The organism is Rhizobium beringeri (assembly GCF_004306515.1).
Classification (GTDB): Bacteria; Pseudomonadota; Alphaproteobacteria; order Rhizobiales; family Rhizobiaceae; genus Rhizobium; species Rhizobium beringeri.
The window spans coordinates 277,097-303,687 of sequence record NZ_SILG01000006.1 but is presented as its reverse complement, the minus strand read 5'-3'; the positions used below and the strand labels follow the sequence as shown (position 1 = coordinate 303,687).

Below are 26,591 nucleotides of genomic sequence, written 5' to 3'. Positions count from 1 at the left end.
TTGATGCCAAACTGGTTGGACCAGTGTAAGTGATATGGTCCTGTATCATTGTCCAGATTGGTGATGATGAATGTAAGATGGTCGTGTATGGCGGCGTCAGCAGATACGCAATTGCCGGGGAATGCATAGAAACGTCGAAGGCGAGTGATTGATGAAAGCTCTCCAAGGTTGCTCTTGACGATGATGATGTTTGGTACTACCAGATCAAGGAAATGACAATTCAGGCTTGAGATCTGAAGCGAGCGAAGGGTCGAGGAGGGCCCCAGCACGAACACCACCCCAGGAGGATCGGGAAGCCGGATCGGGAGGCCCGCGATGAAGCGGGAAGCGTGCATAAATGGGAGGAAACGTTATGCGCAAAACTATGACCGGTCTCTTTGCCGGTGTCGGATTGATGTGGGCCTGCGGAACGTCCGCACTGGCCCAGGAACTGACGATCTTCTGGGCCGAGTGGGACCCGGCAAATTACCTTCAGGAACTCGCGAACGAATACGAGGCTCAAACTGGCGTTAAGGTCACTGTCGAAACCACGCCATGGGCCAACTTCCAGACCAAGGCCTTCACCGAGTTCAACGCAAAGGGCTCGGCCTATGACTTGGTCGTCGGCGACAGCCAGTGGATCGGGGCAGCGTCAGAAGCCGGACATTACGTCGATCTGACCGAATTCTTCACCAAGCATAATCTGACCCAGGTGATGGCCCCGGCAACGGTGAAATACTACTCGGAGTACCCGTCGAACTCGAAAAAGTACTGGTCAATTCCCGCTGAAGGTGACGCCGTCGGTTGGTCCTACCGCAAGGACTGGTTCGAAGACCCCAAGGAGATGGAGGCCTTCAAGGCAAAATACGGCTACGATCTCGCCCCGCCGAAGACATGGGCCGAGATGCGTGACATCGCCGAGTTCTTCCACCGTCCAGACCAGAAGCGCTACGGAATCGCAATCTACACCGACAACTCCTACGACGGTCTAGTCATGGGTGTCGAGAACGCGATCTTCTCGTTTGGAGGCGAACTCGGCGACTACCAGAACTACAAGGTCGACGGCATCATCAATTCCGAGAAGAACGTCAAGGCGCTCGAACTGTATCGCGAGCTCTACGGCTTCACGCCCCCGGGCTGGGCCAAGTCGTTCTTCGTCGAGAACAACCAGGCAATCACCGAGAACCTGGCGGCGATGAGCATGAACTATTTCGCCTTCTTCCCGGCGCTGGTGAACGAGGCGTCCAACCCGAACGCCAAGGTTACCGGCTTCTTTGCCAATCCGGCAGGCCCGAACGGCGAGCAGTTCGCAGCGCTCGGCGGCCAGGGCATATCGGTCATCTCTTATTCAAAAAACCAGGAAGAGGCGATGAAGTTCCTCGAATGGTTCATCAAGGACGAGACCCAGAAGCGCTGGGCCGAACTCGGCGGCTACACGGCAAGCGCCAAGGTCCTTGAATCCCCGGAATTTCAGAATGCGACACCCTATAACAAGGCCTTCTACGAGACCATGTTCAAGGTCAAGGACTTCTGGGCAACGCCTGAATATGCCGAATTGCTAATCCAGATGAACCAGCGCGTTTACCCCTTCGTAACCGCCGGCCAAGGCACGGCGAAGGACGTGCTGGATTCTCTGGCAGCGGACTGGAACGCTACGTTCGAGAAGTACAAACGCAACAAATAACAAGCGCGATCAACGGAGGGGCCGCCGCCCCTCCCATTTAATTCTGCATCTCCGCGCCGAAGTGCGCGGTTCGAGAGGGCGCGGCGCCCGGCATCAACTTCGCGCATCGTGATGCCTTCCCGGCATCCAGCGCCGAACTCTCGAAGGAGGAGAGGATTGGCCACCGTAGTCATGACATCGCTGGACACGAAAACGCGCGCCGCATCCCGCGGCATGAGCGACATCCGCATTCGTAATCTCTTCATTATTCCAACGATCGTGTTCCTGATCGTCTTCAACATCTTTCCGCTGATCTATTCGCTCGGCTATTCTTTCACCGACTTTCGCGCCTCGTCGAACGCGCCGGCGAACTTCGTCGGCCTGCAGAACTACCGCGACCTGCTGAACGATTCTTTCATCTGGTCGAATTTCGCCATCACCGCGAAATATGTAATCGTCTCTGTTACGGGCCAGGTGATCGTCGGCTTCGGCACCGCGATGCTGCTCAACCGCGATATCCCGCTGAAGGGTCTTCTGACGACGCTGCTGCTGCTGCCGATGATGCTCTCGATGGCCGTGGTCGGCCTCTTCTGGAAGCTGCTCTACGACCCCTCCTTTGGCATCATCAACTACGCTCTCGGCCTCGGCTCCTTCGAGTGGCTGTCGAATCCGGACATGGCGCTCTACGCGGTCGCGATCACGGATATCTGGATGTGGTCGCCCTTCGTGATGTTGCTGTCGCTTGCCGGCCTTTCGGCCGTGCCAAAGCATCTCTACGAGGCAGCGGCGATCGACCGGGCGGGGCCACTCTACACCTTCTTCCGCATCACGCTGCCGCTGGTGGCGCCGATCCTGATGATCGCAATCATCTTCCGTACGATGGAAGCCTTCAAGACCTTCGACCTCGCCTACATTCTGACCAGCCAACCAACGACCGAGGTGATCTCCATCCGGCTCTACAAGATGGCCTTCCAAGAATGGCAGACGGGGCGCTCCTGCGCACTCGCCTACATCGTGCTCATCATGGTTCTCGCCATCACCAACATCTACGTCAAGTACCTCAACAAAGTGAAGGAGCGCTGAGATGGCTGCCGTCCAAACCCGCTCCGAACGCGCGCTGAACCGGGTGGCGATCGCCGCCGTACTGGTCATCACACTGATCTTCCTGGCGCCGATCTACTGGATCACCTCGACGGCCTTCAAGCCGCGCAACCTCGCCACCACCATTCCGCCGACGGTGCTCTTCGAGCCGGAACTCTCGCCCTTCGTGAAGCTCTTCACCAAGCGCTCGCAATTGCGCGGGGCACCGCCCCCTGAAGAATACGCCGCCGCCCCCTGGTGGGAGCGGATGGTGTTCGACGGCGGCGAGAAGATCGTTCGCTCCGGCCGCGGCGAGGTGCAGCCATCCGGCTATCCGAACCGCTTCATGAACTCGCTGATCGTCGCCATCACGTCCACGGTGCTGGCCGTCGGCATGGGGACATTCACAGCCTACGGCTTCTCGCGCTTCAAGGTGAAGGGGGAGGCAGACCTTCTCTTCTTCATCCTCTCGACGCGCATGCTGCCGCCCGTCGTCGTGGCAATCCCGATGTTCCTAATGTACCGTGTCGTCGGCCTCAACGACACGCATTGGGGCCTCATCATCCTTTACACCGCCTTCAATCTTTCCTTTTCCGTCTGGCTGATGAAGGGCTTCATCGACGAGATCCCGAAGGAATACGAGGAGGCCGCGCTCGTCGACGGCTACACGCGGATGGAGGCCTTTTTCAAGATCGTCATCCCGGAAGCGGCGACCGGCATCGCGGCGACCGCCGTCTTCTGCTTCATCACGGCCTGGAACGAATATGCGTTTGCGCTGATTATGACGAGCCGGCGCGCCCAAACCGCTCCACCGTTCATTCCGAGTCAGGTCGGCTCCGGCCTGCCGGATTGGACGGTAATTGCGGCCGGCACGTTCCTGTTCCTGCTACCGGTCGCCATCTTCACCTTCCTGCTCAGGAACCATCTCCTGCGCGGCATGAGCTTCGGAGCGATCCGCAAATGACCTTCCGCGCCCTAAACCAGAAATATCTCGAACCCGGTTCGCAGTATCTGATGATCTTCGGCATCATCGCGCTCTGCCAGCCCTGGAACCTGTTTCTGCACCGCTATGGCATGACGATGACGCTCGTCGGACTGATCGCCTTCATGGTGACGACCAAAATCCCGCGCGACGCCCAACCAGACGAAGGCAGCCATTCATGACGCAGATCGAACTTCGCGGGATTCAGAAATATTTCGGTGCCGTCCAGGTCATCAAGGACCTTAATCTCGCCATCGCCGACAACGAATTCATCGTCCTGCTCGGACAATCGGGCTGCGGTAAGACCACGACATTGCGCGCCGTCGCCGGCCTGGAGACCATCGACGAAGGCGACATCCTGATCGATGGGCAGCCGGTGCAGCACATCAAGGCATCCGGCCGGGACATTGCAATGGTGTTCCAATCCTTCTCGCTCTACCCGCACATGACGGTGTACGAGAACATCGCCTTCCCGCTCCGCGCCACCCGCATGAGCCGCGCCGATGTCGATAAGTCGGTCCGTGAGATCGCCGGTGTGCTGCGCATCACCGGCCTGCTGGCCCGCAAGCCTTCGGCGCTGTCAGGAGGCGACATGCAACGTGTCGCAATCGGCCGCGCGCTCGTGCGACGCCCAAAGGCTATGCTGATGGACGAGCCGATCGGTGCGCTGGACGCAAAGCTGCGCGAGGAGATGCGGGCGGAAATCAAGCGTTTGCATATCAAGCAGGGTTCCACCACCATCTACGTGACGCATGACCAGGTGGAGGCCATGTCGCTCGCCGACCGCATCGTCATCATGCACGAGGGCATCCTGCAGCAGGTCGGCACGCCGGAAGAGGTTTACGGGCAACCCGCCAACATCTTCGTCGCCCAGTTCGTCGGAAGCCCGGTCATGAACATGGCGCCGGCGACCGTCAGCGAAACCGACGGCCGTACGAGCGTGCGGGTCGGCGACGGGGTAACGGGCTTCGAGTTCCCCGCCGTCTTGGCCAACCGCCTCTCCGATGCGAGGGCGGAAAACGGCAAGCTGACACTCGGGGTCCGGCCCGAGGGCGTGGTCGTTTCACGGGAGGCCCGGGAGGGCTTTCTGCCGGTCGAGGCGCATATCATCGAGCCTCTCGGCTCGCACGACATCGTGGACCTGAAGGTCGGCCACCAGATGATCAGGGCACGCACCAAGAGCGGCTTCGTGCCAGGTCCGGGCGAAGCCGTCTGGGCGCGCATCGATCCCGCCCAGGCGCATTTCTTCAACACGGCGACCGGCTCGTCGCTCGGGATCAGACTCTGATGGCGCATATCGAACTCAAGGGCATCACCAAGACCTTCGGCAATCACACAGCACTGAAAAACCTGAACATCGACATCGCTGACGGTGAGTTCTTCGTGCTGCTCGGACAGACCGGCGCTGGCAAGACGACGACGCTGCGCCTGATCGCCGGTCTGGAGAAGCCGACGGCAGGCCAGATCTTCATCGACGGGCAGGACGTCGCCGACTGGGGGGCCGCCGAACGCGACGTGGCCCTGGTGCTGCAGCAATATTCGCTTTACCCGCGCTATACGGTACGGGAGAACCTGGAATTTCCATTGAAGTCGCGTATCCGCCGCGTCGAACCCGCGGAAATCAAGGAGCGCGTCGCACGGGTCGCCAAGACCCTGCGCATCGAGCATCTGCTCGACCGCAAGACGGACCGGCTGTCGGGAGGCGAGATGCAGCGCGTATCGATCGGCCGGGCCATCGTGCGCAAGCCGCGGGTCTTCTTGATGGATGAACCGCTTTCGGCGCTCGACGCAAAGCTTCGCGAAGCACTCCGCACGGAGTTGAAAAACCTGCAGATGAACCTCGGCGCGACGTTCCTCTTCGTCACCCACGACCAGATAGAGGCCATGTCGATGGGAGACAAGATCGGCGTCCTGAACAACGGCCAACTGGTGCAGACGGGTTCGCCGCAGGAGATCTACCAAAACCCGGCCAACACCTTCGTCGCGCGCGCGGTCGGTTCACCGCCTATGAACCTGATCGACGGTACGCTTGCCGGCGGCGAGGCAGTGGCCAGCGAGGGCTACAGGCTGCCCCTTGCCAACGGTCACGGGATAGCGACGGACGGTCGCCCGCTCACCTTCGGCATTCGCCCCGAGGATATCTTCCTCGACAACGGCGCGCCGGGAGAAGCACGGGTGCACGACGTGGAGAACCACGGTGTCGAAAAGATCGTGACGCTGCGCACCGGCGAAAAGTTCATCCACGCGACCGTGCCGACGCAAACGCTGCTTCGGATCGAGGATACGGTTCGCTTTTCGTGGAACCCGGAAAAGGTCGTGCTGTTTGACGCCGGAAGCGGCGTCAGCCTGCGGCACGCGGGTTGATCTGATCGGTTGGAAGAGATGTCAGCGGCCCCTGCGTCCCGGAGCAGCCAGCGTTTCGGATTGTCGCGTCGGGCCGCTATGCCGGGAAGCGCCGGCGGTAGTGTTCCACCACTTCGGGATTGCGTAGATTAACGGGCAATTCCCCGTTGATGACGCGCAGAGCTTCGCTGGCCGCGCCTGTTCCCATACGCATCATGCTCTCTTCCGTGAGACCAGCCAGATGCGGAGTGATGATAACGTTGTCGAAGCCTAAATAGGGATGGTCGTTGGGAAGCGGCTGCGTCGTGAAGACGTCGAGCGCGGCCCCGCCGATGCGGCCGTCGCGTAGCGCCTCGATCAACGCCGCGTCATCGATCACCGGGCCGCGCGAGACGTTGATCAGAATGGCCCCGGGCTTCATGCGACCGATGCGCCCGCCATTGAGCAGGCCAGTCGTCTCGGCCGTCAGTGGGCAGCAGAGCACCACGATGTCGGCCGTCGCCAGGAGGTCATCGATCGCCAGGAAGCGCGCGCCGTCCGGCACGCTTTCCGCCGAGCGGCTCGTGGCGACCACCTCCAGGCCGAAACCGAACTTCGCGATCTGGAAGATCGCCTTGCCGACATTGCCCATGCCGACGATGCCCATGGTGCGGCCGGCGAGGTCCACGGCTGCGTCCGATTGGGCGCGGCCCGCCGCCCAGCCGTTCTGACGCAGTTCCCGGTCCATCACGCGAAAGCGCCTCAGCAGGGCCAATGTGACGAGGAAGACATGCTCGGCGACAGTCGAGGCATTGACGCCCGGGACGTTGGCGACAAGCACGCCGGCGCGGGTCGCCGCATCCAACGGCACCATGTCGAGCCCGGCGCCGTGGCGGATCGCGGCGCGAAGCGCCGGCGCATCCTCGAAGAAGGCCGGCGGGATCGGGGCGCGTACGACGACGATGCCGGCGCCGCGCCCTTCTCGCAGCAAGGTTTCGGGATCGGGTGCGGAAGCGATGCGCAGATCACCCGCAGCCTCAAGCATGGCCTTGGCCGCGGGGTGAAGGGGATGCGTGGAAAAGATGAAGCTCATCGGCCCTCCCGCCGGGTACCCTCTATTCGGCAGCTGTCGCGGGACCGCCGATGAGACCCTTCCAATAGCTTTCCGCACCTTGGAGATGCGCGCTCATCAGCGCCTGGGCGAGATTGCCATCTCGGACAAGCAGCGCCTCGTAGATGCGGATATGTTCCTCATGCGAGCGCCGGCTGCGGGCGGCGTCTGCAAAATAGATCGGCAGGCGGTGCTCGCCCATCACGTAATAGACGCTGCATACGCGATAAAAGACGCTATTCTTGGTGGCTCTGACGATCTCTAGATGGAAATCCCGGTCCTCTCGCGCTAGCCCCTCGCCCGCGGCAAGCTTTGCCTCGGACGCGGCGAGGATATCGCGCAAGTGCTGGTAATTCTCTTCCGTCGCCCGATCGCAGGCGAGTTCCGCGGCCTTGATCTCGTGGATCTTGCGAAGCTCCACGGTCTCGTAGATCAGAATCGGATCAAGCGGCACGCCGGCGCGGGCAAAAAGTGCCATCGCCTCCACGCTCGCCTCCGTGGTTGTCAGGTAGATGCCCGACTTGGCTCGGCGCTCGACGATGCGCATTGCCTCCAGGATGGCCAATGCCTCGCGGACCTGGCCCCGGCTGACCCCGAAATGCTCCGCAAGCTCGCGCTCCGAAGGTGTGCGGCCGTTGTCGCTCGAGTTCGAGAAAAGATGTGCCGCGAGATCGGAGAGGAGGGAGTTTTCTTTCATTGTCACTGTCTTTGCGCGTGAGTCTCCAGGACCCGCTGATTGATCGTGAAGCCCAGGCCAGGCCTATCCGGGATCTCTATCATACCGTCCTTCACCGACACAGTGTCCTCGACAAGATCGTGGATCATCGGATTCGCGCCGAGCGAATACTCTATGACGAAGCTTGCCGGGGAAGCCGCGCACAAGTGCAGGCCGGAGAAGAAGCAGGGCGCACCGGCCCAAAGATGCGGTGCGAAACGAAGGTTGAAGGCGCTGGCGAGCGAACTGATGCGCATCGCCTCCGTAATGCCGCCGCAGAAGGCAGGATCGGGCTGGAATATGTCGGCAGCTCGCAGCATGGCAAGATCACGGAAGGCAAAACGTGTCGCCTCGCTCTCGCCCGCAGCGATCGGTACGTTCCCAGCCGCGCGCACTTCGGCCATGCCCGGCTTGTCATCGGCTATGACCGGCTCCTCGAACCAGGCGAGGTCGCAATCAGCAACCATCTGGATGAAGCGCTTCGCTTCGGCAACCGTGTAGGTGCCATGCGCATCGACCATCAGGTCGACGTCGGGGCCGATCGACTCGCGGGCTGCCCGCACGCGCGATGCCGAGACGTGAGGCGCGCGATCCATCGCGCCGACGCGCATCTTGACCGACTTGAACCCACCGGCGGCGATATAGGACTGGAGTTGTTCGCCGATGCGGTCCGCGCTCTCCCAACCGCCTGAGGCATAGGCGGGCAACCTGTCCGCCTTGCGGCCACCCAGCAGCTTCCAGACGGGGACGCCGAGCGACTTGCCGAGTATGTCCCAGAGCGCTATGTCGACCGCGCTGATCGCTGCGACCGACAGTCCGCGCCGTGCGATCTCGGGCATGGCGTGTCCCGAAATCGCCGCCGTCTCATGACGGACGCCATTGTAGAGCATCTCCCAGATGGCGGAGATGTCGGCGGGATCGCGGTCGATGAGCTTCGGCCCCACCTCGTGATTGAGCATATGTACCAGCGTGCCATAGGAGCCCGCGCTGCCCGCGGCATTCTTGCCCTCTCCCCAGCCCACGATGCCGTCGTCCGTTTCGATGCGCAAAATTGCAGTATCGAAGGTCGTCAACCGGCCGAAGTCGCTGCGGTGCTGACGGCTCGCCTCGATGGGAATCTTAATCCACCATGCCTCCACGGTCTTGATACGCATGTCTCGGATCCCCCGTCCCTCACGACCCGCGGGCCGCAGGGCTATGCCTTTTCGTTCGTTACTTGATGAGCGGCAGGATCGTCTCGGCGGTGATTCGCATCTGATCGTCGTAGAATTTCTCAGTGAGAAGGCTCGAGCCGTGGTCCTGGATAAATTTCAGTTGTTCCGGGGGGATGTCGACGGGGTTGCGCTCTACCATGTCCGGATATTTCGTGGCCGGCGTACGGTCGACCGGAGCGACGAATTCGTTGGTCACGGCGCCGTTGTAACCGATCTCTTTTAGCGTGCCGATGATCTTTGGCCAGTCGAGGTGGCCGAGGCCCGCGGCGAAGCGATTGTTATCGGCAACGTGGAAATCGAACAGGCGCTTTCCGGCGAGCCGGATCGCCTCATACATGTTTTCCTCCTCGATATTCAGGTGGAAAGCATCGAGGCAGACCCCGCATTCGGGGCCGACGGCATCGGCAAGCGCCAGCGCCTGGGCGGCACGGTTGAAGAAATAGGTCTCGAAACGGTTGAGCGGCTCGACGGCAATGCGCACGCCCCTCTTCTGGGCATGAGCAAAGCACTCCTTGGTGGCGTCCACCACCCACGTCCACTCTTCCTCCTCGGTCCCGTCGGGGACCACCTTGCCGACGGTTGCCGGCACCAGGGTGACGATCTCGCCCTCAAGCTCGCTGACCATGGTGATGACGCTCTTCACATAGTCCACTGACCTGGCGCGCTGGCCTTCATCCCTGGCGGCAAGATTGCGCTCGCCAAGCGTCAGCGTGACAGCACCCCAGCAGCGGATGCCGTGCTCTTTCAGCAGCGCTCGCGTCTCGTTGACGTCGTACTGTGCCGGCTCGCCGGATATCTCGATGCTTTCGTAGCCATATTTCGTGATGCGCTTCAGCGTGACGGCGAGCGGTTCCGCCCGCATCCAGTTGTGTGTCGAAAGATGCATGAGGTCCTCCCAGACTGTTGCAGCCCGCTTGACCGCCAACTCGCGGTAAACGGTCACCTTATCGCTGGCAATCCCACGACCTTTGCAGATCTGGTTAGGCCAATTCTTGTTGGCTGAAAGCTCTAGCGCAATTTCCGACCCTCTGCAAGATGGAGTGAAAACGCCAGTATTTGCTCTTCGATCGATGTTAATGCGCCATATCCGCGTTAAAACCGAAGCCAGACACCTTATGCGGTGATTGAATTGGCTTGACCAGATTTAATGATTTGGTATGACCAGATTGAGCGAGCCACCGCGCCAGCCGTGAAACCGCCACGCAGGTGCCGCAGGCCAAAGGGAGGCGACATGAAGATCGGGATGTGCATGTTCCTGTGGACGACAAGTGTCGGCCGGAGGCACGAGGAGCTGTTGCGCGATATCAAGAACACCGGGTTTGATGGCGTCGAAATTCCGATCTTTTCGGGAACGCCCGACGACTACCGCCGACTGGGAGGCTTGCTCGACCGGATCGGCCTGGAACGCACCGCCGTTTCCGCAATCGGCGACCCCCAGATGAACCTGATCGCCCCCGACGCCGAGACCCGAAAACGCGGCATCGACTACGTGAAATGGGCGATCGACTGCAGCGATGCACTCGGCGCGACGATCCTGAGCGGGCCGCTGCATTCGACGCTCGGCAAATTCTCCGGGAGTGGCCCGAGCGCGGCGGAACTGAAGCGCTCGGTTTCCTCGCAACGCGCGATCGGCGATCATGCAGCAAAGCACGGCATCACGATCGGGCTTGAGGCGCTGAACCGCTTCGAATGCTACCTTTTCAACACGATGGACGCCCTTGCGGCCCATATCGACGCGGTCGGACATCCGAATATCCGCGCCATGTACGACACGTTCCACAGCAATATCGAAGAGACCGATCCCATTGGCGCCTTCACGCGAAACAGCGACCGCATCGTGCATGTCCACATTTCGGAGAACGACCGCGGCGTACCGGGGCGCGGCAACATTCCATGGCCTCAGACATTCAGGGCACTACGCGCGAGCGGCTACGACGGATGGCTGACAATCGAAGCCTTCGGCCGGGCGCTCAAGGAGCTCGCCGCCGCAACAAAGGTATGGCGCGACTTTTCCGAGACACCGGAATCGGTCTACCGCGAAGGCCACCGCCATATCCACGATGGATGGCACGCGGCGGCATGAACCCCAACCGATCCGTTTGAATTTCGAACCGGTCAATCAGTTTCTCGCGGGCGTTTCGACAAGCGCGATCTCAGAGCCACGCTGGCAGCGCTTCCCAGAACAGCCGATGTGGAGGGCTCGCAGGCATTGCTACCGTCATCGAGTGCTTCTGGAGGCTATCTGCTGCCCGTCCTTCCCTTGGAAAACCCATCTATGGCGTCGAGCACAAAATGTTCACCGGCTCCCAGATCGACGTTCCATGTCCTTTGACCGAAACGAAGCTTCGCGATTGCAGCGCGAACTGCCGACAGCGTGACCATCGTCGGCATGCCGTTCCGCCAGTCGATATCCAGCAGCAGGCCACCGCGAACACGCAGACCGCGCAAAGACCCCGCCTGCCACGCGTCGGGCAACGCCGGCAGGAGATGAATTTCCCTCGGGGACGACTGAACCAGCATCTCCAGTATGCCGGCCGCGCCACCGAAATTCCCATCGATCTGGAACGGAGGATGGGCGTCGAACATGTTGTTATAGGTCCGCTCGGGGGTAAGAAGAAGCTTCAGCACGTCAAAAGCATGATTGCCATCTCGAAGCCGTGCCCACAGATTAATGCGCCAGCCAATCCCCCATCCCGTCGCGTCGTCGCCGCGGATTTCGAGGGAGCGGCGGGCGGCGGCGGCAAGCTCCTGCGTGTCCTCCATATTGATCTGCCAGCTCGGATAGAGACCGTAGAGATGCGAGACGTGGCGGTGATGGATTTCGGGCGCCTGCATATCCCAATCTTCCAGCCATTCTTGCAACTGGCCGGCAGCGCCGATCCTGTCGGGCGGAATGCGAAGCAGTACGCGATCGACGTCTGCGACGAGATCGTCTTCACCGGCCATGGAGGCTGCAAGGGGACGAAGCAGGCCCAGGAAGTCCCGGATGAGCTGGCGGTCCATTGCCGGACCGGCGCAGATCGACGCGTCGTGCGGATGGACGTTTTCGGGAGACAGAGAAGGGTTCGTCACCAGATAGTCCGTACCTGGAAGCGGGACCAGGACATCGAAGAGGAATTGCGCAGCCCCTTTCGCAACAGGAAACAGCCTACGCCGCATCGCCTCGGGGTCATCGAGGTAGTTGCACAGATCAAGCAGTTGCGCCATCAGCCAGGCGCCGCCTGTCGGCCAGAGGCCCCATTTGGCGCCGTCGATCGGTCCCGCGGCTCGCCAAAGGTCGGTGTTGTGGTGCATCACCCAACCGCGGGCGCGATAATGCCTGTGGGCGACCACGCTGCCCGTCTCGGCAAGCTCCTCTACCATCGCGACAAGCGGCTGAATACACTCGGGCAGATTGGCTGGCGCCGGCAACCAGTAGTTCATTTGGAGATTGATGTTGGCGGTATATTTGCTACCCCAGGGCGGATCGGTTTCTGCGTTCCAGATGCCCTGGAGATTGGCGGGCTGGGTACCGGGACGCGACGAGGCAATCATCAGATAGCGGCCGTACTGCACATAAAGCGCAGCCAATGCGGGATCCTTACCGCCGGCGAAGTCAGCGATGCGGCGATCGGTCGGCAGTGACGCCGTCGAGGTCGAGCCGAGATCGATGGCGAAGGCGTGGAATAGTCTTTGATGTTCTTTGATATGATCGCGATGCATCGGCGCGAAACCGCGGTGATGGGCCTGCCCAAGCCTCGCGGCGATGTCAGCATCGGGATTTCCCGATACGTCGTCATACCGCTTGAAGCTTGTTGCGGCATCAAGGAGGAGCAGCACTTCGTCGGCTGCTTCGACCGACAGTGCTTCGGCCGACCCACCGACCACTCCGCCGCTGTTGATAAGCCTAATGCCGAAGGAGAAGTGTTGCGCAGCGGTAATGCCGGACTCCGGTTTTCCGGTCCCGGAAAACATCAGCGAACCCTGGCTGCCACTCGCCTCCCCGTGCTGCGGGCTGTTCAGCCATATCCGGCAATTGATCGCAGCCTTCCGGTCGGCGGAGAGCCGCAGAACCAGCACGCCGTCGATCGGTGATATGAAGGCTTCGCGCAGAAAGCCGACGCCGTCGGCAACATAGGAGACGGTGGCCGTCGCGGTGTCGAGATCGAGCGTGCGGCGATAGTGAGAGATGCCTTCGGCGTGAGCAAATTCAATGTGGAGATCGCCGACCGGCTGGTAGGACATCTGCTTGATCGGCTGGGCCATCAGGTGTCTTTCGGCCATCGCCTCCGCTTGCGCGTAACGGCCGTCAAAGATCAGCTGCCGCACCGTTTCAAGGTGACCGAAAGCATCCGGATTGACCGGCTGATAAGGGCCGCCCGCCCAGAAGGTGGATTCGTTGATCTGCAGCCGCTCGCAAAGCGGGTCGCCGAATACCATGGCCCCGAGCCGACCATTGCCGAGCGGCAATGCGCCCGTCCACAGCCGAGCCGGAGCATCGTACCAGAGAAGATTGTCTGCCATGGTCACACCGCCGGAATGCCGTTTGCCCGTCGGGCTTCGCGAATGCGCTGGCCGTCTGCGCCGAAGAGCAGCGCTCTGCTTGCTGGAAAACCGGCTGTGACGGTATCTCCGGGGCGGCGGGCCGTCTCGGAGCGATCCTCCACGATTACCGGTTGTTCCGAATTCGTCATGCCGTAGATGAAGCGGGTTCCGCCGAGGTTCTCAACCACATCAACCTTAAGATCGATCGCACCACCGGCGTCGTCGCGTCCGACGAAATGTTCCGGCCGAATACCGAGTTTGATCGGAATGTCGCCCACCGCATGCACCGGGCCAGGCCTGAAGACCGCGCCGCATTCGAGCCTGACCAGGCCATCAGCTCCGAGCGTCCCATCCAGGAAATTCATCCGCGGCGAGCCGATGAAACCGGCAACGAAGAGATTATCCGGATCTGCATAGAGCGTGTCCGGAGTGCCTATCTGCTCGATCTTGCCCGCTCGCATCACGACAATCGTATCGGCAAGCGTCATCGCTTCCGTCTGATCGTGGGTGACATAGATCATCGTTGCGCCGATGCGGCGGTGCAGCTTGGCAATCTCCACGCGCATGGAGACCCTGAGCTCTGCGTCGAGGTTCGACAACGGCTCATCGAACAGGAATACGGCCGGGTTGCGCACGATCGCGCGGCCAATGGCGACACGCTGGCGCTGGCCGCCGGAAAGTTGCGCGGGCTTGCGCTTCATCAGCGGCTCGATCTGCAGCGTTGTAGCGGCGGCAGCGACACTGCGCTCGATCTCAGCCTTGCCCATGCCAGCCATACGCAGCGAGAAGCCGATATTCTGCTCGACGGTCATGTGCGGATAGAGAGCGTAGTTCTGGAAGACCATGGCAACACCGCGCTCGATCGGATCAGCGTCGTTCATGCGTCGGCCGTCGATCTGCAGTTCTCCTGCGGTGATCTTTTCAAGACCGGCGATCATCCGCAGCAAGGTGGATTTCCCGCAGCCGGAGGGACCGACGAAGACCGTGAAGGAGCCGTCCTCGATGCTTAGATTGAGGTTGCCGATCGCCTGGAAGCTTCCGTAGGACTTATCTATATGCTGCAATTCTACGCTGGCCAAAGCTTCCTCCCTTTAACCCTCTGGCGGACAGACGCGTCAATTGATCCGTCGCGTCGAGCCTCGCAGGATGATGTCGCATTCGAGAATGACGGTGCGCGTCGCGTCGCCAGACGTTTCTGTCAGGCGTTCCACGAGAATGTCTGTGATCGTTTCGGCAATGCTCGCCACCGGCTGGGCAACGGCGGTGATGCCGGCTTCATAGAGGCGGAAGATGGCCACGTCGTCGAAGCTTACAAGCGAGATATCCTCGGGCACATGCCGGCCGTTTTCCTTCAGCCAGCTGAGCGCCCCGACTGCCATGCCGTAATTGGCGGAAAAGATTGCAGTCGGCGGGGTTTGGAGTGACATCAGCCGCTTGGTGGCCTCGTAACCTCCGTCCATGCGCCAGTTGCCGCGCGCAGCAAGGGTCGGATCGATTGTTAAACCTCTGTCGCTCAGTGCCTGCTCATAACCAGCAAGCCGCTCGATACCCGAAGAGTTGCGCGGGTCGCCGGTCAGGATGCCGATGCGGCTATGGCCGAGGTCGATCAGGTGGCTGACGATGCGATGGCTTGCGCGCTGGTTCTCGACCATCACCCGGTCGGCGGCCAGGCCGCGAACGTCATTGTTGTAGAAGATGATCGGAATGTCGTGCTTGATCAGATCGTCGACGCGATCATAGACCTCAGCGGTACCATCCATGACCAGCGCATCGACGCGCTGCGCCGCGAAGAAATCCAGCGCTTCGGCAACCACGCGAGGGTCTCCGCCGTGGCAGTAGGTCAAAAGTGCGCGTCCGGTCTGGCGCACCGAATGGGCAAGGTGCTCCAGCATGCGCGCGTGGAATTCGTCGAAAGTCGGCACCAGGAAGCCGATCATATGAGTGAGGTCGGTGCGGATCGAGGCGGCAGCGGCATTGCGCCGATAGCCGAGATCCTGGATCGCCCGCTCGATCTGCTCACGATTTGACCGCCGAATGGTCTGGCCGTTGATATATCGGGACACGGTGCCGACAGCGACGTTTGCCACCCTGGCAACATCGATAATCGTGGCTCCCCGCCTCCTTCCGGCCGTTTGGTCCGTCTGTCGCATGTCGAGTGGGCTCCTGCACGCATTTAGGGGGAATGGTGCCTGGTCAGGCACTTTTCCGTCGTATAGCCCAGCGCCCCGCTGCCCACCAGTAGCGCGGGCAGCAAGAGCAACGTCCGACGGTCCCATCACTTGCGCCTGCATCAGGCGCCTTCAAAAACGACGGCGCTGTGGATGCGCAGGCGCGGTAGCGTGATGCTGATGGCTCCGTCGTCGCCGGCATTCCATGCCACATCCTCGCCCGTCATCGCGTCAAAGACACGCTTTGGCTTTGCGGGAAGCCGGACGGTGGCCTTGACGGGGCCGATCGCCGGAATGTCCTCGATCATCTCCATGATACGGGTCGAGCCGTCATCACCGCGCACGTCCTTGCCCCGGATTTGCGGTGGGCCGTAAAGCAGGTGCAGGATATGGCGGTCGTGCTCGATCTGGCGCGTCAGCGTTGCCCGGCCGGAAGAGGGCAGGTCCGTGACCATGGCCGGATTGGGAACGAGACGGTCGAGGAGCCCGCGAAGGACATATTTGTAGAGCGGTTGACCCATCGCCCGGTAGAGCCGGAAGATGGGGTAGGCGATATAGGCTGCACCCTTGTTCACAGTCACGGCCGCGCCGAGCATATCGGCATCCGGATCGTCGGGCGCGTGCTGGTGCGAGCAGAAATGCTTGTAGGAGCGGTTGAAGTAGGAGGGGAAAATCCCTGCCAACACCGTTGCACCGACGGACCGAACCGTTTCGGCCTCCTCATAAAAGACAAAGGCCGTTTCCGGCATGGATGGATCGAGATCCTTGCCGGCCTTCACATAGCTCGGCCAGAAAGCGACGGGCGCAGGCCCCCTTTCAATACCGAAGTCGATTGCAAATCCGCCGTCTTCGTCGAGGCCCGAATGCCAGGAGGCGATGATCCTGCCGCCGCCGGCGAGGTAAGACTTCAGACGCGCGGCGAGCGCCGCGTCAACGGGGATCTCGTCCGGCAGGATCAGCAACCGATATTGCTCGAAGCGGCCGGATAGATCGAGGACGTCGAACGGACGTTTCAGCTCCTGTAGCACCTGCGCCGCGCCATCATCGCTCGGATGGTTGCGTGCACCTGTCGGGTTCATGTGTTCAGCCGAGAGGATGGCGATTTCAGAGACCTGCTTTGCGCCCTCGAGGAAGGGTTCGAGCTTTTCGACGCGGTGATAGGCCGGAGCGATCGAGGCATAGGTATCGGGGTTGATCGCCCCGTTCGGATGAAGCTGATCGCCGACCAGGCATTTGGAACCGAGCGCAATCATCTGGGCGCATTCATATTCCAGCGCATCCGGATGCTTGAACCCCCCGAACTCTCCCCAGGAGGTGTGGAACTTGCCGGTATGGGCAAGGAAATCCATGCCGAGTGTTGCCGCATAACGGGCACTGGATGGGAAATGATCGTAGCCCCAGCCGCCGGTCGGCAGACTTTCGAGTTCGAGGTGAGAATAGGTGGCGAAGCGCTCCGGCCCATGCTTGTGGATATGACCGCAATTGTAGAACACCCTGAGGTTGGGGAATTCCTCGAACAGCGCCTCGCTGGTTTCGCGGCGAAACTGCTCGTTGACGGCTTCGTCGTTTTTCAGCCGGTCTGCCGGATTTTCCGGGTCGAGTCCATTGCACTGCATGCGCTCGATGCAGGCCGGGCAGACACAATCCGGCGTCAGAATGATATCGAAGAACAGCCCCTGGGTCGGATAGCTTTCAGCGACTTCCCGTGCCTGATCGAGAATGTAATGCCGGAGGCCTGCATGGTTGAGGCAAAGTGTATGCCAGGCGGGGCTTAGCTGCTTGCCTGCCGAGGGATCGGCAGGACGGTCATGTTGATAGCGGTTCGAGGCGCTCATGGCGCGCCATTCCGGGTGCTCTCGTGCGGTTAGTTCGTCCCACTGGACGGAAATATAGATCGGGCTGTCGATATCGGCGGCGGCCAGCGCTTTCACCATGTCCCCGAGCAGATCCGGCCGGGCAAGCTGCGGATGCGGCTTGCCGACCTTGGTCGGATAATAGGACCAGCCATGATGGCACTTGGCGAAGATGGTGATGGAATCGACGTGCGCCGCCTTCAGCGTCGAGACGAAGGCGTCCGGATCGAATTCCGCGCCAATGCCGGGGATATGTTCGGAGGTATGGAAATCGAGATGGATCTGCCGATAACGCAGCGGCTTGTTGGTGATCTTGGGCATGGTCCTATTCCTTTGCGCCGGCGCGTGTCTGCGATCCGGCGGCGAACTGACGTTGGAAGACAAGGAAAACGAGCAGGGGAACGATAGTGGTGATGATCGCCGCCACCGATCTCAGATCCCAGTTGATTTCGTAACTGCCGGAAATACGGGCGAGCAGCACGGGAAGAGGTACGTTGTTGCGCAGGAAAAGCATCGGCAGCAGCAGTGCATTCCATGTCCAGAGGAACTGCAGGATGCCAACGGCGAAGATCGGTGACAGGCTGTTCGGCAGCACCACGTGGCGGAAGGTCGCAAGTGGTCCGCAGCCATCGATCTTGGCGGCTTCGATGAGTTCACGCGGAAAATCCTCGAAGAAGTTTTTGACGAGGAAGATCGACCAGGCGAAGGACATCCCGACATAAGGAATGAGTACGGAAAGAATGTTGTCGATCAGCCCGAGATCGCGCCAAAGCGTGAAAAGCGGGATGATGACGACCTGCTGCGGCAGCACGAAGGCATTGATGATGATGATCAGCAGCACGCGGCGCAGGGGGAACGTCAGGAAGTGGAAAGCATAGGCCGCAGCCGGCGTCAGAAGCATCGTCAACGCGGTCGCGATGCCCGCCGTCTTCATCGTCACCCACATGGACTGCGCGAGGGGATATTTGTCCCAGACGCGACGCCAGGCACTCAACGTCAAGTCGAGATGATCGAAGCGCCACCAGCCGAGCGAAACGCCTTCCGGTGGACGCAGTGATGTAACGACAATACCGATGATCGGGACCATCCAGATGAAGGCGACGATGCCGACGACGACGATAATCCAGGGCGGAGCCTTGCCGATCATTTTGCACCCGCCGTCCGCTGGACGATCGCGGGAATCGAGACAATGAGCACGGCAAGCAGCAAGATCACGGTTGCGGCCGCACCGTATCCCAATTTGAACTGGGTCATTGACTCCCGATACATGAAATAGCCGACGGTTTCGGTGGCGCGCACTGGCCCGCCGCCGGTGAGGATGTAGATGATGTCGAAGGCGCGTAGCGCACCCAGAAGATTGATGAAGACCGCGACACGCACGCCCGGCATCGACAGCGGCATCATGATATGGCGCATCGTCGACAACGGCTTGGCGCCGTCCATATAGGCTGCTTCGATCACGGATTTCGGGATCGCCTGGATGGCGGCGAAGATCAGCATCAGCGGCAGGCCAACGCCGCTCCAGGAGGCGGCAATGATCAGCGCCCACAGTGCCGTACTGGCGTCACCGAGCCATGCATGCGCAAAGCCGGAAAACCCGACAAGCTGGATGAGTGAATTGAGCAGACCGCCGGCATCCGGCCTATAAATGCCAATCCACATGTAACCGGAAACGGCTTCCGAAATGCCGAAGGCGGCAAAGATCATCACCCGGAATGGCAGCGTCTGTTGCGGCGCGAACGCGCACAGCATTGCCAGAACCCAGCCGATCGCCACCGAAATCACCGTCGTGCCGATGGTGAAGATCAGCGTGGTCAGCAGCGTGTTGCGAAAGGCAGCGTCCGAAAACAGCCGCGCATAATTGCCGAAGCCGATAAAGGCCGGTTTTCTGAGCCCCTGGATATCCCAGAAGCTCAGCCGGATCGTCTCGGCCAGCGGATAGACCACGGCGATCGCAAACAGCAGGATGACCGGTGCAATCAGAATAAGCGCAGCGGGCGTGTCCCTGAGCAGACGCCGGCGGCCTTCGATGCCAGCCGCCAGCGCAGAACCCTGCATCACGCCCGCCGCTTCCCGCACCGAGGACGCGGAGGTATCGGCCATTAGTAGGAACCCTGGGCCTTGGTTTCGATCGCCGCCAGGACGGTGTCGATATTGGCGGCGGACGGATCCTGCAGGAATTTCTGCAACTGAACGCGATATTCGTCGACGAGATCGCCAGGCAAGAGGTCGCCCAGCACGAATTGCAGCTTCGAACTGGCGACCGCAGCTGTTGCCGTCTTCTGCGCCTCACCATAAAGAGCGCTGTCGACCTGGCTGCTCGGCGATGCATAGCCGTTCTTGGCAAGCAGGTTGGCAGCCTCGGCACTGGTCCAGTAGTCGAGGAAAGCGTCCGCCGCTTTCGGGTTGGCGCCGTTGCTCGTCACCAGCAACTCTTTGGCATCGACGCTCGTGGTGTCGTCGTGGCCCATGCCAAGCGATGGGAATTGGAAGAGGTCGTAATCGGTGCCCTCGACAAGCTTGTAGTCATTCTTGGCCCGGTTGTTCATCCACATGCCGATCAGGAGATAGTTCTTCGCATTGGCCTGGAAAATCTGATCAGCCTCGCCGTCCCAGTCATTGGCAAGCATTGTGTTGGTCGCGCCGCAGCAGCCGGCCGACAGCATCTCGGCATATTTGCTGAGCGCCGTCTTCACCGCCGGATCCGTCCACGGAATTTCGTGAGCCGCGAGCTTCGCAGCCGTCTCGACGCCTGCGGTTCTCAGAAGCAGGTTTTCAAACCATTCGGCATGCGCCCAGTATTTGCCGGGAACTGCAACCGGGGCCGCATAACCTGCCTCGGTCAGCTTGCTAAACGTCGCCAGGAACTCATCCCAGGTCTTCGGCGGCGCCGTGATCCCCGCCTTGGCCAGATGCTCCTTCTTGTACCAGATGCCAGAACGGTCGCCGAATGTGTAGGTCAGCCCATAGGCCGCACCATCGATCGAACCCAGATCCTTCCATGACTGGCTGATGAGCTTGTCCCAGCCGAAGCTCTTCCACTGATCGTCGATCGGCCGCAGCATGCCGGCATCCGACAACTCCTTGCGAAAGGCGGGCCAGGTGTTGATCAGAACGTCGACCACTTCACCTCCCAGCAGCGCGGTACGGATACCGCCACGCATATCGCCCTGCCCGGTGATGTTGACCTCGCGGATCCTCACGCTGGGATATTTCTTCAGAAACCCGTTCTGAATCGTCTTCATCATCTCAGCCTCGGAACCACCGATCCAGTTGAGAACGACAAGCTCGCCACTCACGGTATCCTGCGCCCGGACGCGGCCGGCCAGCGCCGCCAATGCGGCACTTCCTGCCCCCGCGAGCAGAGTACGGCGATGGATTTGAGGCATAAATCTGCTGCTGGTCATCTCACGTCCTCCCAAACGATGATGCGCCTTTCGGCATGCAATTTAATTGAAACGTTATCATCTAATTTGCATCAGGCAAGTGCTTTCTGGGAAAGACGGCTATCGTATCCGGCGTCCGCCGTGGTTCATCGGCACCCGCATCATGGCTGCCAATCGGCGCGACCGCGAATTCGCGCTTCTCGAAGGAGCTTTGCTGGTTGGCGCAGCCATGCGCGATTTCGGCGTCGCAACGGGTATTTTCGCGGGGCAGGACTTGAGCGGATCGGATATCGCCTGAACAATAGGCCCAAATTCCAGGTACCGGAGGTCGGCTCTCAACCTATAGGCTGATAAAATGATTTATGAGCTCATATCCTAGTATGATTTATGGACATTGATAATCAGTGTAACAGCTGCGAAAGCCTCCAAGGACTGCCTGATCAAGATTTCAACACACTCCCCAGCACTAATAGGTCCCGGCCCATGCACCGCTGGACTAACCGTCGGCAGGAAGAGGGAAAAAATTAATGCAGCATGCAGTCCGTGTCCTGTCTGGTTTGGTATTCCTGGGCGCAGTTGCAGCGTTGGTGGCGTGCTCAGCGGGCACAACGGCTCAAGTTACAAGTGGCCGATGCGATGCCGCGGCCGCCCAAACACTCATTGGAAGGCCCAAGCCGACCGACGAAGAAGCCAGGCGGATAACCGGAGCAATCAGTGCGCGTCAGATCGCACCCGGCCAGCCCGTTACACATGATTACAGACCCAACCGAGTGACCCTCGAGACCGATTCCGCCTCCGGCCGAGTGGTGAGAGCCAGCTGCGGATGATATTGACCCAAAATGCTGTGAGTGCATTGTCTTGGTCGAAACAGGAAAGCGGCTAGCCGTGAGCCTCTGGACCAATGCCGCGCAATGTCAATCAGGATCAACGCTGGCATCAGTAGCTTTCTGCTGGCTCACGGTCCGACATCACGATGTGCTGCCAAACTCGCGCGCAATCCCCTGCTGTGGCCAAGTGTCCCAAGCGGTTCATGAATATCCGGCACTCGGACTCTCAGCACCACCTGTGACAGTGGAAAGGTTTTTTCTAGATCTTCGGACACATGCTCGATAGCTACCCGATGACCATGTTTCTACCCGAGGCTTTAGCCTGATAAAGGTTTTCGTCCGCGGCTTTCAAACAAGAGTGGGGATGAAACCCGGGCTGGCAATGGAATACACCGATACTCGCCGATATTCGCACTTTCGAACCTGAGGGAGATCGCAGATCAATACGCGCGATCTCTTCCCGAATTTCCTCGCAACGCATAAGCATCTCGGCAGCCGTCAATTTGCTTTGAAACAGACCGAACTCTTCGCCTCCGAGGCGTCCTGCGAAATCTGACTGTCCTTGGTAGCGGGCGAGGATACGACCGGTGCAGCGAAGAGCTTCATCGCCAGTTGCATGACCATATCGGTCGTTGATCGACTTGAAATAGTCCAGGTCCAGAAACAGCAAGGCGCCGGATAAACCGCGTTGACTGGTTGCGTCTAGGTCTTCCATGAAGGCGCTGCGAGTGAGAATGCCCGTCAGGCCATCCGTGCGAGATTGGACGCGAAGGGCGTCATAGGCGTCCGCGAGCTTGTTCAAAGCCTCTTTTGTCGCAGCTTCAGCGCGCCGGACTTTTTCCGACTGAGTAAAATGCAGCGCCGAAGCCGGGATCGATATGGCCAGCGGGCAAAAAATGGTCATGAATAGGCCAGCGCCTGCCACTTCCCCGCCCAACAGTGGAACAATGATGAACGAAAGAGCCAGTGAGGCGAACACTGAGAGCAGTCCAGTTAAAATTGACTTTTCGACAATACGACGCATCAATACCACCGTGACGAAGTGAAACTGCTATGGGCTCATGAATTTAAAATCGGTTGAAACACATCGATAAAACTTGATTCATGCGTCTCTCTCACCGTCGATTCGGTTCGAATGGCCAAAACCTTCACCTGACTACCAGATTGCGCCTGACCTCGACTTCTGTGTGCAGATGCGCGGCCGTAGTCATCGTGGCCGCCTTGAATGGTCGTGGAACATCGAGACGTTCATCCCATGATTTCCGCCCGGCAAACGGAGCTTCTAAGCCTGCCGGCAGAGGAGCGGGATGGCTCGCCTGACGCCTGTCGTCAGGCAACTTTCCTCGCCATCCCGACCGAGCGCGGCGCGGTTTCAGCGAAACCGAACTGTCGGTAGAGGCGGTTCGCCGGGACGTCGGCGATCAGACTGACATAGGCCATCTTTGGCAACTTGTTCTCGATATGGTTCGTCAGCGCGGCCATGATCATCTTGCCAAGCCCCCTGCCCTGGTGCTCGGGCATAATCGCGATGTCGGTGACCTGAAAGAAGCAGCCTCCGTCGCCGATAATGCGACCCATGCCGATTACCGCATCGCCGCTCATCAGGCAGACGCCAAAGATTGAATTGGGCAGCCCCTTTTTGGCAGCCTCTCTCGAAAAGGGGCTGAGGCCGGACAGATGGCGCAGGCGCAGATAATCGTCGATGCCCGGGACACGAGGCTCGATGCGGTAATCGCCGGGCTGAGTCAATGTGATGCCTTTCAATGCAGCCTCCTAAAAAATTTCTCTCGCCGCCCTTGATGATAGTTGGCTGCATCGTGCCCCATTAATCACTTGGTAATCCAGCCTGGCGTCGACTTTTCCGCCGGATTTGCTGACGAACGGCGGTCTTGCTGCCCTCACCTAACCACGGCCAGGATTCCAACGTAGGTTAGATGATACAACTTTTGATCTGCTCCATGTGCCGCCCAGAACGCGCGGGTTTGACCTGCAGGCAGGCGAGTAGACCAATAAGGCAAGATGCACTCTTCATGATCCCTCCTCCCTCAAAGCGGGGGCGATTTCCGGTCCAGGGTAAAGATCGGCACCGGTTGCGATTTGCCAGACGAAGGATGGCTCGGTGAATGTCGCCTACAACGATTTCGACTGGATTGCCCGACGCCATGGCATCGAGAACCGCAAGAAAGAATTCCAAATGGCGACCGAGGTGATCGAATCCGTAATTCATCCGTTCGCAAATGAAATCCAGGAATTTAGATGGGATGGGCCGCCCAAGCTCCACCACCGAAGTCCGATGCCAATAGATCTTCCCGCGCATTTGGCGTTAGAAGGCTTCAGCCAGCTTCATCGTGTGCCGAGTTCGAGATGCCCAATCCCTATCGCTATTCCAAACTGCTTCGACGATCCCGTGTGCTCTGGGGCTCGTTCGCACTCTGGCGACCGAGGCTGGTCTTCTGGTGCGGGGCGTTGGCGATAGGAGTAATCAGCGTCGGCTTCGCCAAGCTCGCGGACCTGGCGCAGGAGGCATTCAGCGAGCTCACCTCATCCGGCGAATGGGCCTTCCTCCTCCCGTTGGTCCTGACGCCGGCCGGATTCATGCTGTCGGCCTTTCTTGCCGCGACGCTGTTTCCGAACTCGCAGGGCAGCGGCATTCCACAGGCGATCGCGGCGCGGCATCTGCGGGACGAGGAGGATCGGACGCGGCTGCTGTCACTGAAGATCGCCTTCGGCAAGATCGTGCTGACCGTGCTGGGCCTGTTCTGCGGCGCCTCGATCGGCCGCGAGGGACCGACCGTGCAGGTCGGTGCATCGATCATGCTCGCCGTCGCCCGGCTCAGTGGCATGGCGCAGGCGCGGGGGCTGATCTTGGCAGGATCGGCGGCGGGCATTGCGGCGGCCTTCAATACGCCGCTTGCCGGTATCGTCTTCGCCATCGAGGAGATGAGCCGGAGCTACGAGTCTCGGGCGAACGGGCTGGTGCTCACGGCAGTCATCCTCTCTGGTCTCGCGGCGCTCGGGCTTTCCGGAAGCTACAATTATTTCGGCATGGCATCGGCAGCTCCGACCGCATTTCGCGACTGGGGACTTGTTCTGATCTGCGGTGTCGGCGGCGGCGCGCTCGGCGCGGGCTTCAGCAGCTTCGCGCTGCACTTCGGCCAGAAGATCCGCCGTTGGGCGCAACCGCAACCGCTGAAACGCATGCTGGCGACTGCGGGCATTTGCGGGCTTGCGATCGCGCTGATTGGCCTCGCATCCGGGGGTACGACCTTCGGCACCGGCTACCAGCAGGCCAGAGGCGCAGTCGAGGGAAATGCCCTGCCGTTGCTCTTCTTCGTCGAGAAGCTCGCCGCCAGCTTCCTGTCGATGCTGTCGGGCATACCGGGAGGTATCTTTGCGCCGTCGCTGGCGATCGGCGCTGGATTTGGCAGCACAGTCGGTTCGTTGCTTGGTACCAGCATCGCGTTGGCGGCCATCCTTGGCATGGCGGGTTATTTCGCGGGCGTGGTACAGGCACCGATGACGGCTTTCGTCATCATCCTGGAAATGACCGGCGACCACCAGGCCGTTATCCCGATCATGGCGGTGTCTATGATCGGCTACGTGACTTCGCGGATACTGTCGCGCGAACCGCTATACCACGGACTTTCGCGGGTCTTTTTAGCCGCAGCGATCAGAGCCCGCCGGGCCGTCGAAAAGGAAACTGAGTAGGAGATGTGAGAGGCAGCAGGAATGAGACGACTGGCCGGATGCTCACGCGGTCGGCCAGTAGTCACCGTCGAAGGAGAACCCACAAATATCTCCGCCTGCCCACTGCCAGGCCCGCCAACGTCGCACCGGTCTTAGACGTCATTTCCGCCACCGCCTCTCTGTGGCATGACGGTATATTTCCTGTCGTTTTGATGTTCAGCCGTCACGCGAAGCGAGCAGATAATCGCGTAACATGTTCCCACGTTTGGTTGGAACTTGCCGACGGAATCGCCGTTTCCTAGGCAAGGAAAGGTCGAACAGATGCATCGCTCGTTCATCAAAATCGACCGTGGTTACTATCGCGACCCTGCAGCCGACGCGCTGTGGACGGAAGGGTGAATACCGTGAATTCATGTTCGATGTTCCCATCGCATGTTCGACGAAACTGGAATTCTTGCCTCATGGGCGCACGACGTCGTGATGTCGGAGATGGGTCTAACTAGCCGCCATCCCCGCGGAGCCTGAAGGACCGAGATGATGAAGTACCCCGCTACCGATGAGTATTCCAACGCCACGCTCTGCCGCCATTACGGCTTGGCGCCGGGCGAGGCGGAACGTCTCATGACGCGGTTCGGTAGATCCAAAGAAGAACTCGACAGGCTGCTGGCCGCGCGGGGAAGGACTCCGCGTCATCGAAAGCGCGAGCTTGCCATTTCCGAGGTTAGAGCACCTTTCGGAATTTAACGCCGAGGCTGCTCAACATTGTCCTATGGCTATCAACTGCCTTCGCAGTCACCCAGGCGCAGCCCTCCGTGTCATGCTCGAAAAACACCGTCCATGCCGAAGCCGGTGGTGGCAAATTTTCTCTACGAGTGGATTCTCGCGTCCCCAATCCGGTTGATTGATGTCGCGGGATGTTGCCTTGTTATCTCGCTTTCGCAATGCCACTTCCACTCCGGCAATCCGCTCCAACGCGGCTCGGGCGGCGACAGGGTCTATGGTGGGCACAGGCACACCCTTCGCAAGCGCGCAGACCTCCGCCCATTCATCGAGCCAATCCGCTTCATCGGGCGGCAATGT

General features: G+C 60.3%; 23 protein-coding genes. 10 read left to right on the top strand and 13 right to left on the bottom strand.

The features are described from left to right. Positions 1-352 precede the first annotated feature (352 nt). The 6 genes from ELH03_RS35800 to ELH03_RS35775 all read left to right on the top strand — a co-directional run bounded on the left by ELH03_RS35800 (position 353) and on the right by ELH03_RS35775 (position 6,068). Positions 353-1,663: an extracellular solute-binding protein gene (locus tag ELH03_RS35800; protein ID WP_128404037.1), complete on the top strand. Its 1,311-nt coding sequence runs from the start codon at positions 353-355 to the stop codon at positions 1,661-1,663. A gap of 156 nt (positions 1,664-1,819) precedes the next feature. Beyond that, the gene (locus tag ELH03_RS35795) at positions 1,820-2,725 is read left to right on the top strand and encodes a carbohydrate ABC transporter permease (protein WP_128404038.1); all 906 of its coding nucleotides are present in this window, start codon (positions 1,820-1,822) and stop codon (positions 2,723-2,725) included. A gap of 1 nt (position 2,726) precedes the next feature. After that, positions 2,727-3,686: a carbohydrate ABC transporter permease gene (locus tag ELH03_RS35790; protein ID WP_128404039.1), complete on the top strand. Its 960-nt coding sequence runs from the start codon at positions 2,727-2,729 to the stop codon at positions 3,684-3,686. Beyond that, positions 3,683-3,886: a hypothetical protein gene (locus ELH03_RS35785; RefSeq protein WP_128404040.1), complete on the top strand. Its 204-nt coding sequence runs from the start codon at positions 3,683-3,685 to the stop codon at positions 3,884-3,886. Before ELH03_RS35790 ends, ELH03_RS35785 begins: the two co-directional genes overlap by 4 nt. Then, on the top strand, positions 3,883-4,992 hold the full coding sequence (locus ELH03_RS35780; RefSeq protein WP_128410174.1) for an ABC transporter ATP-binding protein: 1,110 nt from the start codon (positions 3,883-3,885) through the stop codon (positions 4,990-4,992). The genes ELH03_RS35785 and ELH03_RS35780 overlap by 4 nt, the downstream gene beginning before the upstream one ends. Continuing rightward, a complete protein-coding gene (locus ELH03_RS35775) occupies positions 4,992-6,068 on the top strand; it encodes an ABC transporter ATP-binding protein (RefSeq protein ID WP_128410175.1) in 1,077 nt (358 codons plus the stop codon). The genes ELH03_RS35780 and ELH03_RS35775 overlap by 1 nt, the downstream gene beginning before the upstream one ends. 76 nt (positions 6,069-6,144) lie before the next feature. Here the strand turns inward: ELH03_RS35775 and ELH03_RS35770 are convergent, their stop codons facing one another. Genes ELH03_RS35770 through ELH03_RS35755 form a run of 4 tightly spaced genes read right to left on the bottom strand, consistent with a single transcriptional unit; the run spans position 6,145 to position 9,952 of the window. Continuing rightward, positions 6,145-7,119: a 2-hydroxyacid dehydrogenase gene (locus tag ELH03_RS35770; protein ID WP_128404043.1), complete on the bottom strand. Its 975-nt coding sequence runs from the start codon at positions 7,117-7,119 to the stop codon at positions 6,145-6,147. Between the two features lie 22 nt (positions 7,120-7,141). Beyond that, a complete protein-coding gene (locus tag ELH03_RS35765; RefSeq protein ID WP_128404044.1) occupies positions 7,142-7,834 on the bottom strand; it encodes a FadR/GntR family transcriptional regulator in 693 nt (230 codons plus the stop codon). 2 nt (positions 7,835-7,836) lie between these two features. After that, complete coding sequence (locus tag ELH03_RS35760) at positions 7,837-9,006, bottom strand: mandelate racemase/muconate lactonizing enzyme family protein (RefSeq protein WP_128404045.1); 1,170 nt, start codon at positions 9,004-9,006, stop codon at positions 7,837-7,839. A gap of 58 nt (positions 9,007-9,064) precedes the next feature. After that, positions 9,065-9,952 carry a sugar phosphate isomerase/epimerase family protein gene (locus ELH03_RS35755; RefSeq protein WP_130807009.1) on the bottom strand — a complete coding sequence of 296 codons (888 nt, stop codon included), beginning with the start codon at positions 9,950-9,952 and terminating at the stop codon, positions 9,065-9,067. 345 nt (positions 9,953-10,297) lie between these two features. On the opposite strand from ELH03_RS35755, the gene ELH03_RS35750 reads away from it, so the two are divergent. Next, a complete protein-coding gene (locus ELH03_RS35750; protein ID WP_128410177.1) occupies positions 10,298-11,149 on the top strand; it encodes a sugar phosphate isomerase/epimerase family protein in 852 nt (283 codons plus the stop codon). A 155-nt stretch (positions 11,150-11,304) separates the two neighbouring features. Here the strand turns inward: ELH03_RS35750 and ELH03_RS35745 are convergent, their stop codons facing one another. The 7 genes from ELH03_RS35745 to ELH03_RS35715 form a co-directional block, all read right to left on the bottom strand. Further along, positions 11,305-13,569 (bottom strand): glycoside hydrolase family 95 protein, encoded by a 2,265-nt coding sequence (locus tag ELH03_RS35745; RefSeq protein WP_128410178.1) that lies wholly within the window; start codon positions 13,567-13,569, stop codon positions 11,305-11,307. 2 nt (positions 13,570-13,571) lie between these two features. Then, complete coding sequence (locus ELH03_RS35740) at positions 13,572-14,669, bottom strand: ABC transporter ATP-binding protein (protein WP_128410179.1); 1,098 nt, start codon at positions 14,667-14,669, stop codon at positions 13,572-13,574. Between the two features lie 36 nt (positions 14,670-14,705). Further along, a complete protein-coding gene (locus tag ELH03_RS35735) occupies positions 14,706-15,740 on the bottom strand; it encodes a LacI family DNA-binding transcriptional regulator (protein ID WP_128404050.1) in 1,035 nt (344 codons plus the stop codon). 140 nt (positions 15,741-15,880) lie between these two features. Continuing rightward, positions 15,881-17,932, bottom strand: a complete 2,052-nt coding sequence (locus ELH03_RS35730) for an alpha-L-fucosidase (protein ID WP_128404051.1) — start codon at positions 17,930-17,932, stop codon at positions 15,881-15,883. A 4-nt stretch (positions 17,933-17,936) separates the two neighbouring features. Then, positions 17,937-18,758: a carbohydrate ABC transporter permease gene (locus tag ELH03_RS35725; RefSeq protein ID WP_128404052.1), complete on the bottom strand. Its 822-nt coding sequence runs from the start codon at positions 18,756-18,758 to the stop codon at positions 17,937-17,939. Then, positions 18,755-19,714, bottom strand: coding sequence for a carbohydrate ABC transporter permease (locus tag ELH03_RS35720; RefSeq protein ID WP_128410180.1), 960 nt, complete (start codon positions 19,712-19,714; stop codon positions 18,755-18,757). Before ELH03_RS35720 ends, ELH03_RS35725 begins: the two co-directional genes overlap by 4 nt. Then, positions 19,714-21,018 (bottom strand): ABC transporter substrate-binding protein, encoded by a 1,305-nt coding sequence (locus ELH03_RS35715; RefSeq protein WP_128404054.1) that lies wholly within the window; start codon positions 21,016-21,018, stop codon positions 19,714-19,716. Before ELH03_RS35715 ends, ELH03_RS35720 begins: the two co-directional genes overlap by 1 nt. A 142-nt stretch (positions 21,019-21,160) precedes the next feature. Here ELH03_RS35715 and ELH03_RS38595 point away from each other — a divergent pair, with 142 nt between their 5' ends. Together ELH03_RS38595 and ELH03_RS35705 are read left to right on the top strand one after the other, a co-directional pair. Then, entirely contained in the window at positions 21,161-21,295 is a 135-nt protein-coding gene (locus tag ELH03_RS38595; RefSeq protein ID WP_261319829.1) for a hypothetical protein, read from the top strand. Between the two features lie 229 nt (positions 21,296-21,524). Further along, on the top strand, positions 21,525-21,824 hold the full coding sequence (locus ELH03_RS35705) for an I78 family peptidase inhibitor (protein ID WP_128404056.1): 300 nt from the start codon (positions 21,525-21,527) through the stop codon (positions 21,822-21,824). Between the two features lie 286 nt (positions 21,825-22,110). On the opposite strand, the gene ELH03_RS35700 is transcribed toward ELH03_RS35705, so the two are convergent. Further along, positions 22,111-22,848 carry a GGDEF domain-containing protein gene (locus ELH03_RS35700; RefSeq protein WP_128404057.1) on the bottom strand — a complete coding sequence of 246 codons (738 nt, stop codon included), beginning with the start codon at positions 22,846-22,848 and terminating at the stop codon, positions 22,111-22,113. Between the two features lie 305 nt (positions 22,849-23,153). Then, a complete protein-coding gene (locus ELH03_RS35695) occupies positions 23,154-23,573 on the bottom strand; it encodes a GNAT family N-acetyltransferase (RefSeq protein ID WP_128404086.1) in 420 nt (139 codons plus the stop codon). A 615-nt stretch (positions 23,574-24,188) separates the two neighbouring features. On the opposite strand from ELH03_RS35695, the gene ELH03_RS35685 reads away from it, so the two are divergent. Further along, positions 24,189-25,532: a chloride channel protein gene (locus tag ELH03_RS35685; RefSeq protein WP_128404058.1), complete on the top strand. Its 1,344-nt coding sequence runs from the start codon at positions 24,189-24,191 to the stop codon at positions 25,530-25,532. The last annotated feature ends 1,059 nt before the right edge of the window (positions 25,533-26,591 follow it).

Coding starts and splice junctions, on each gene's coding strand:
- ELH03_RS35800 (WP_128404037.1), top strand. CDS start 353: ATGCGCAAAACTATGACCGGTCTCTTTGCCGGTGTCGGATTGATGTGG.
- ELH03_RS35790 (WP_128404039.1), top strand. CDS start 2,727: ATGGCTGCCGTCCAAACCCGCTCCGAACGCGCGCTGAACCGGGTGGCG.
- ELH03_RS35785 (WP_128404040.1), top strand. CDS start 3,683: ATGACCTTCCGCGCCCTAAACCAGAAATATCTCGAACCCGGTTCGCAG.
- ELH03_RS35780 (WP_128410174.1), top strand. CDS start 3,883: ATGACGCAGATCGAACTTCGCGGGATTCAGAAATATTTCGGTGCCGTC.
- ELH03_RS35775 (WP_128410175.1), top strand. CDS start 4,992: ATGGCGCATATCGAACTCAAGGGCATCACCAAGACCTTCGGCAATCAC.
- ELH03_RS35770 (WP_128404043.1), bottom strand. CDS start 7,119: ATGAGCTTCATCTTTTCCACGCATCCCCTTCACCCCGCGGCCAAGGCC.
- ELH03_RS35765 (WP_128404044.1), bottom strand. CDS start 7,834: ATGAAAGAAAACTCCCTCCTCTCCGATCTCGCGGCACATCTTTTCTCG.
- ELH03_RS35760 (WP_128404045.1), bottom strand. CDS start 9,006: ATGCGTATCAAGACCGTGGAGGCATGGTGGATTAAGATTCCCATCGAG.
- ELH03_RS35755 (WP_130807009.1), bottom strand. CDS start 9,952: ATGCATCTTTCGACACACAACTGGATGCGGGCGGAACCGCTCGCCGTC.
- ELH03_RS35750 (WP_128410177.1), top strand. CDS start 10,298: ATGAAGATCGGGATGTGCATGTTCCTGTGGACGACAAGTGTCGGCCGG.
- ELH03_RS35745 (WP_128410178.1), bottom strand. CDS start 13,569: ATGGCAGACAATCTTCTCTGGTACGATGCTCCGGCTCGGCTGTGGACG.
- ELH03_RS35735 (WP_128404050.1), bottom strand. CDS start 15,740: ATGCGACAGACGGACCAAACGGCCGGAAGGAGGCGGGGAGCCACGATT.
- ELH03_RS35730 (WP_128404051.1), bottom strand. CDS start 17,932: ATGCCCAAGATCACCAACAAGCCGCTGCGTTATCGGCAGATCCATCTC.
- ELH03_RS35725 (WP_128404052.1), bottom strand. CDS start 18,758: ATGATCGGCAAGGCTCCGCCCTGGATTATCGTCGTCGTCGGCATCGTC.
- ELH03_RS35720 (WP_128410180.1), bottom strand. CDS start 19,714: ATGGCCGATACCTCCGCGTCCTCGGTGCGGGAAGCGGCGGGCGTGATG.
- ELH03_RS35715 (WP_128404054.1), bottom strand. CDS start 21,018: ATGACCAGCAGCAGATTTATGCCTCAAATCCATCGCCGTACTCTGCTC.
- ELH03_RS38595 (WP_261319829.1), top strand. CDS start 21,161: ATGGCTGCCAATCGGCGCGACCGCGAATTCGCGCTTCTCGAAGGAGCT.
- ELH03_RS35705 (WP_128404056.1), top strand. CDS start 21,525: ATGCAGCATGCAGTCCGTGTCCTGTCTGGTTTGGTATTCCTGGGCGCA.
- ELH03_RS35700 (WP_128404057.1), bottom strand. CDS start 22,848: ATGCGTCGTATTGTCGAAAAGTCAATTTTAACTGGACTGCTCTCAGTG.
- ELH03_RS35685 (WP_128404058.1), top strand. CDS start 24,189: ATGCCCAATCCCTATCGCTATTCCAAACTGCTTCGACGATCCCGTGTG.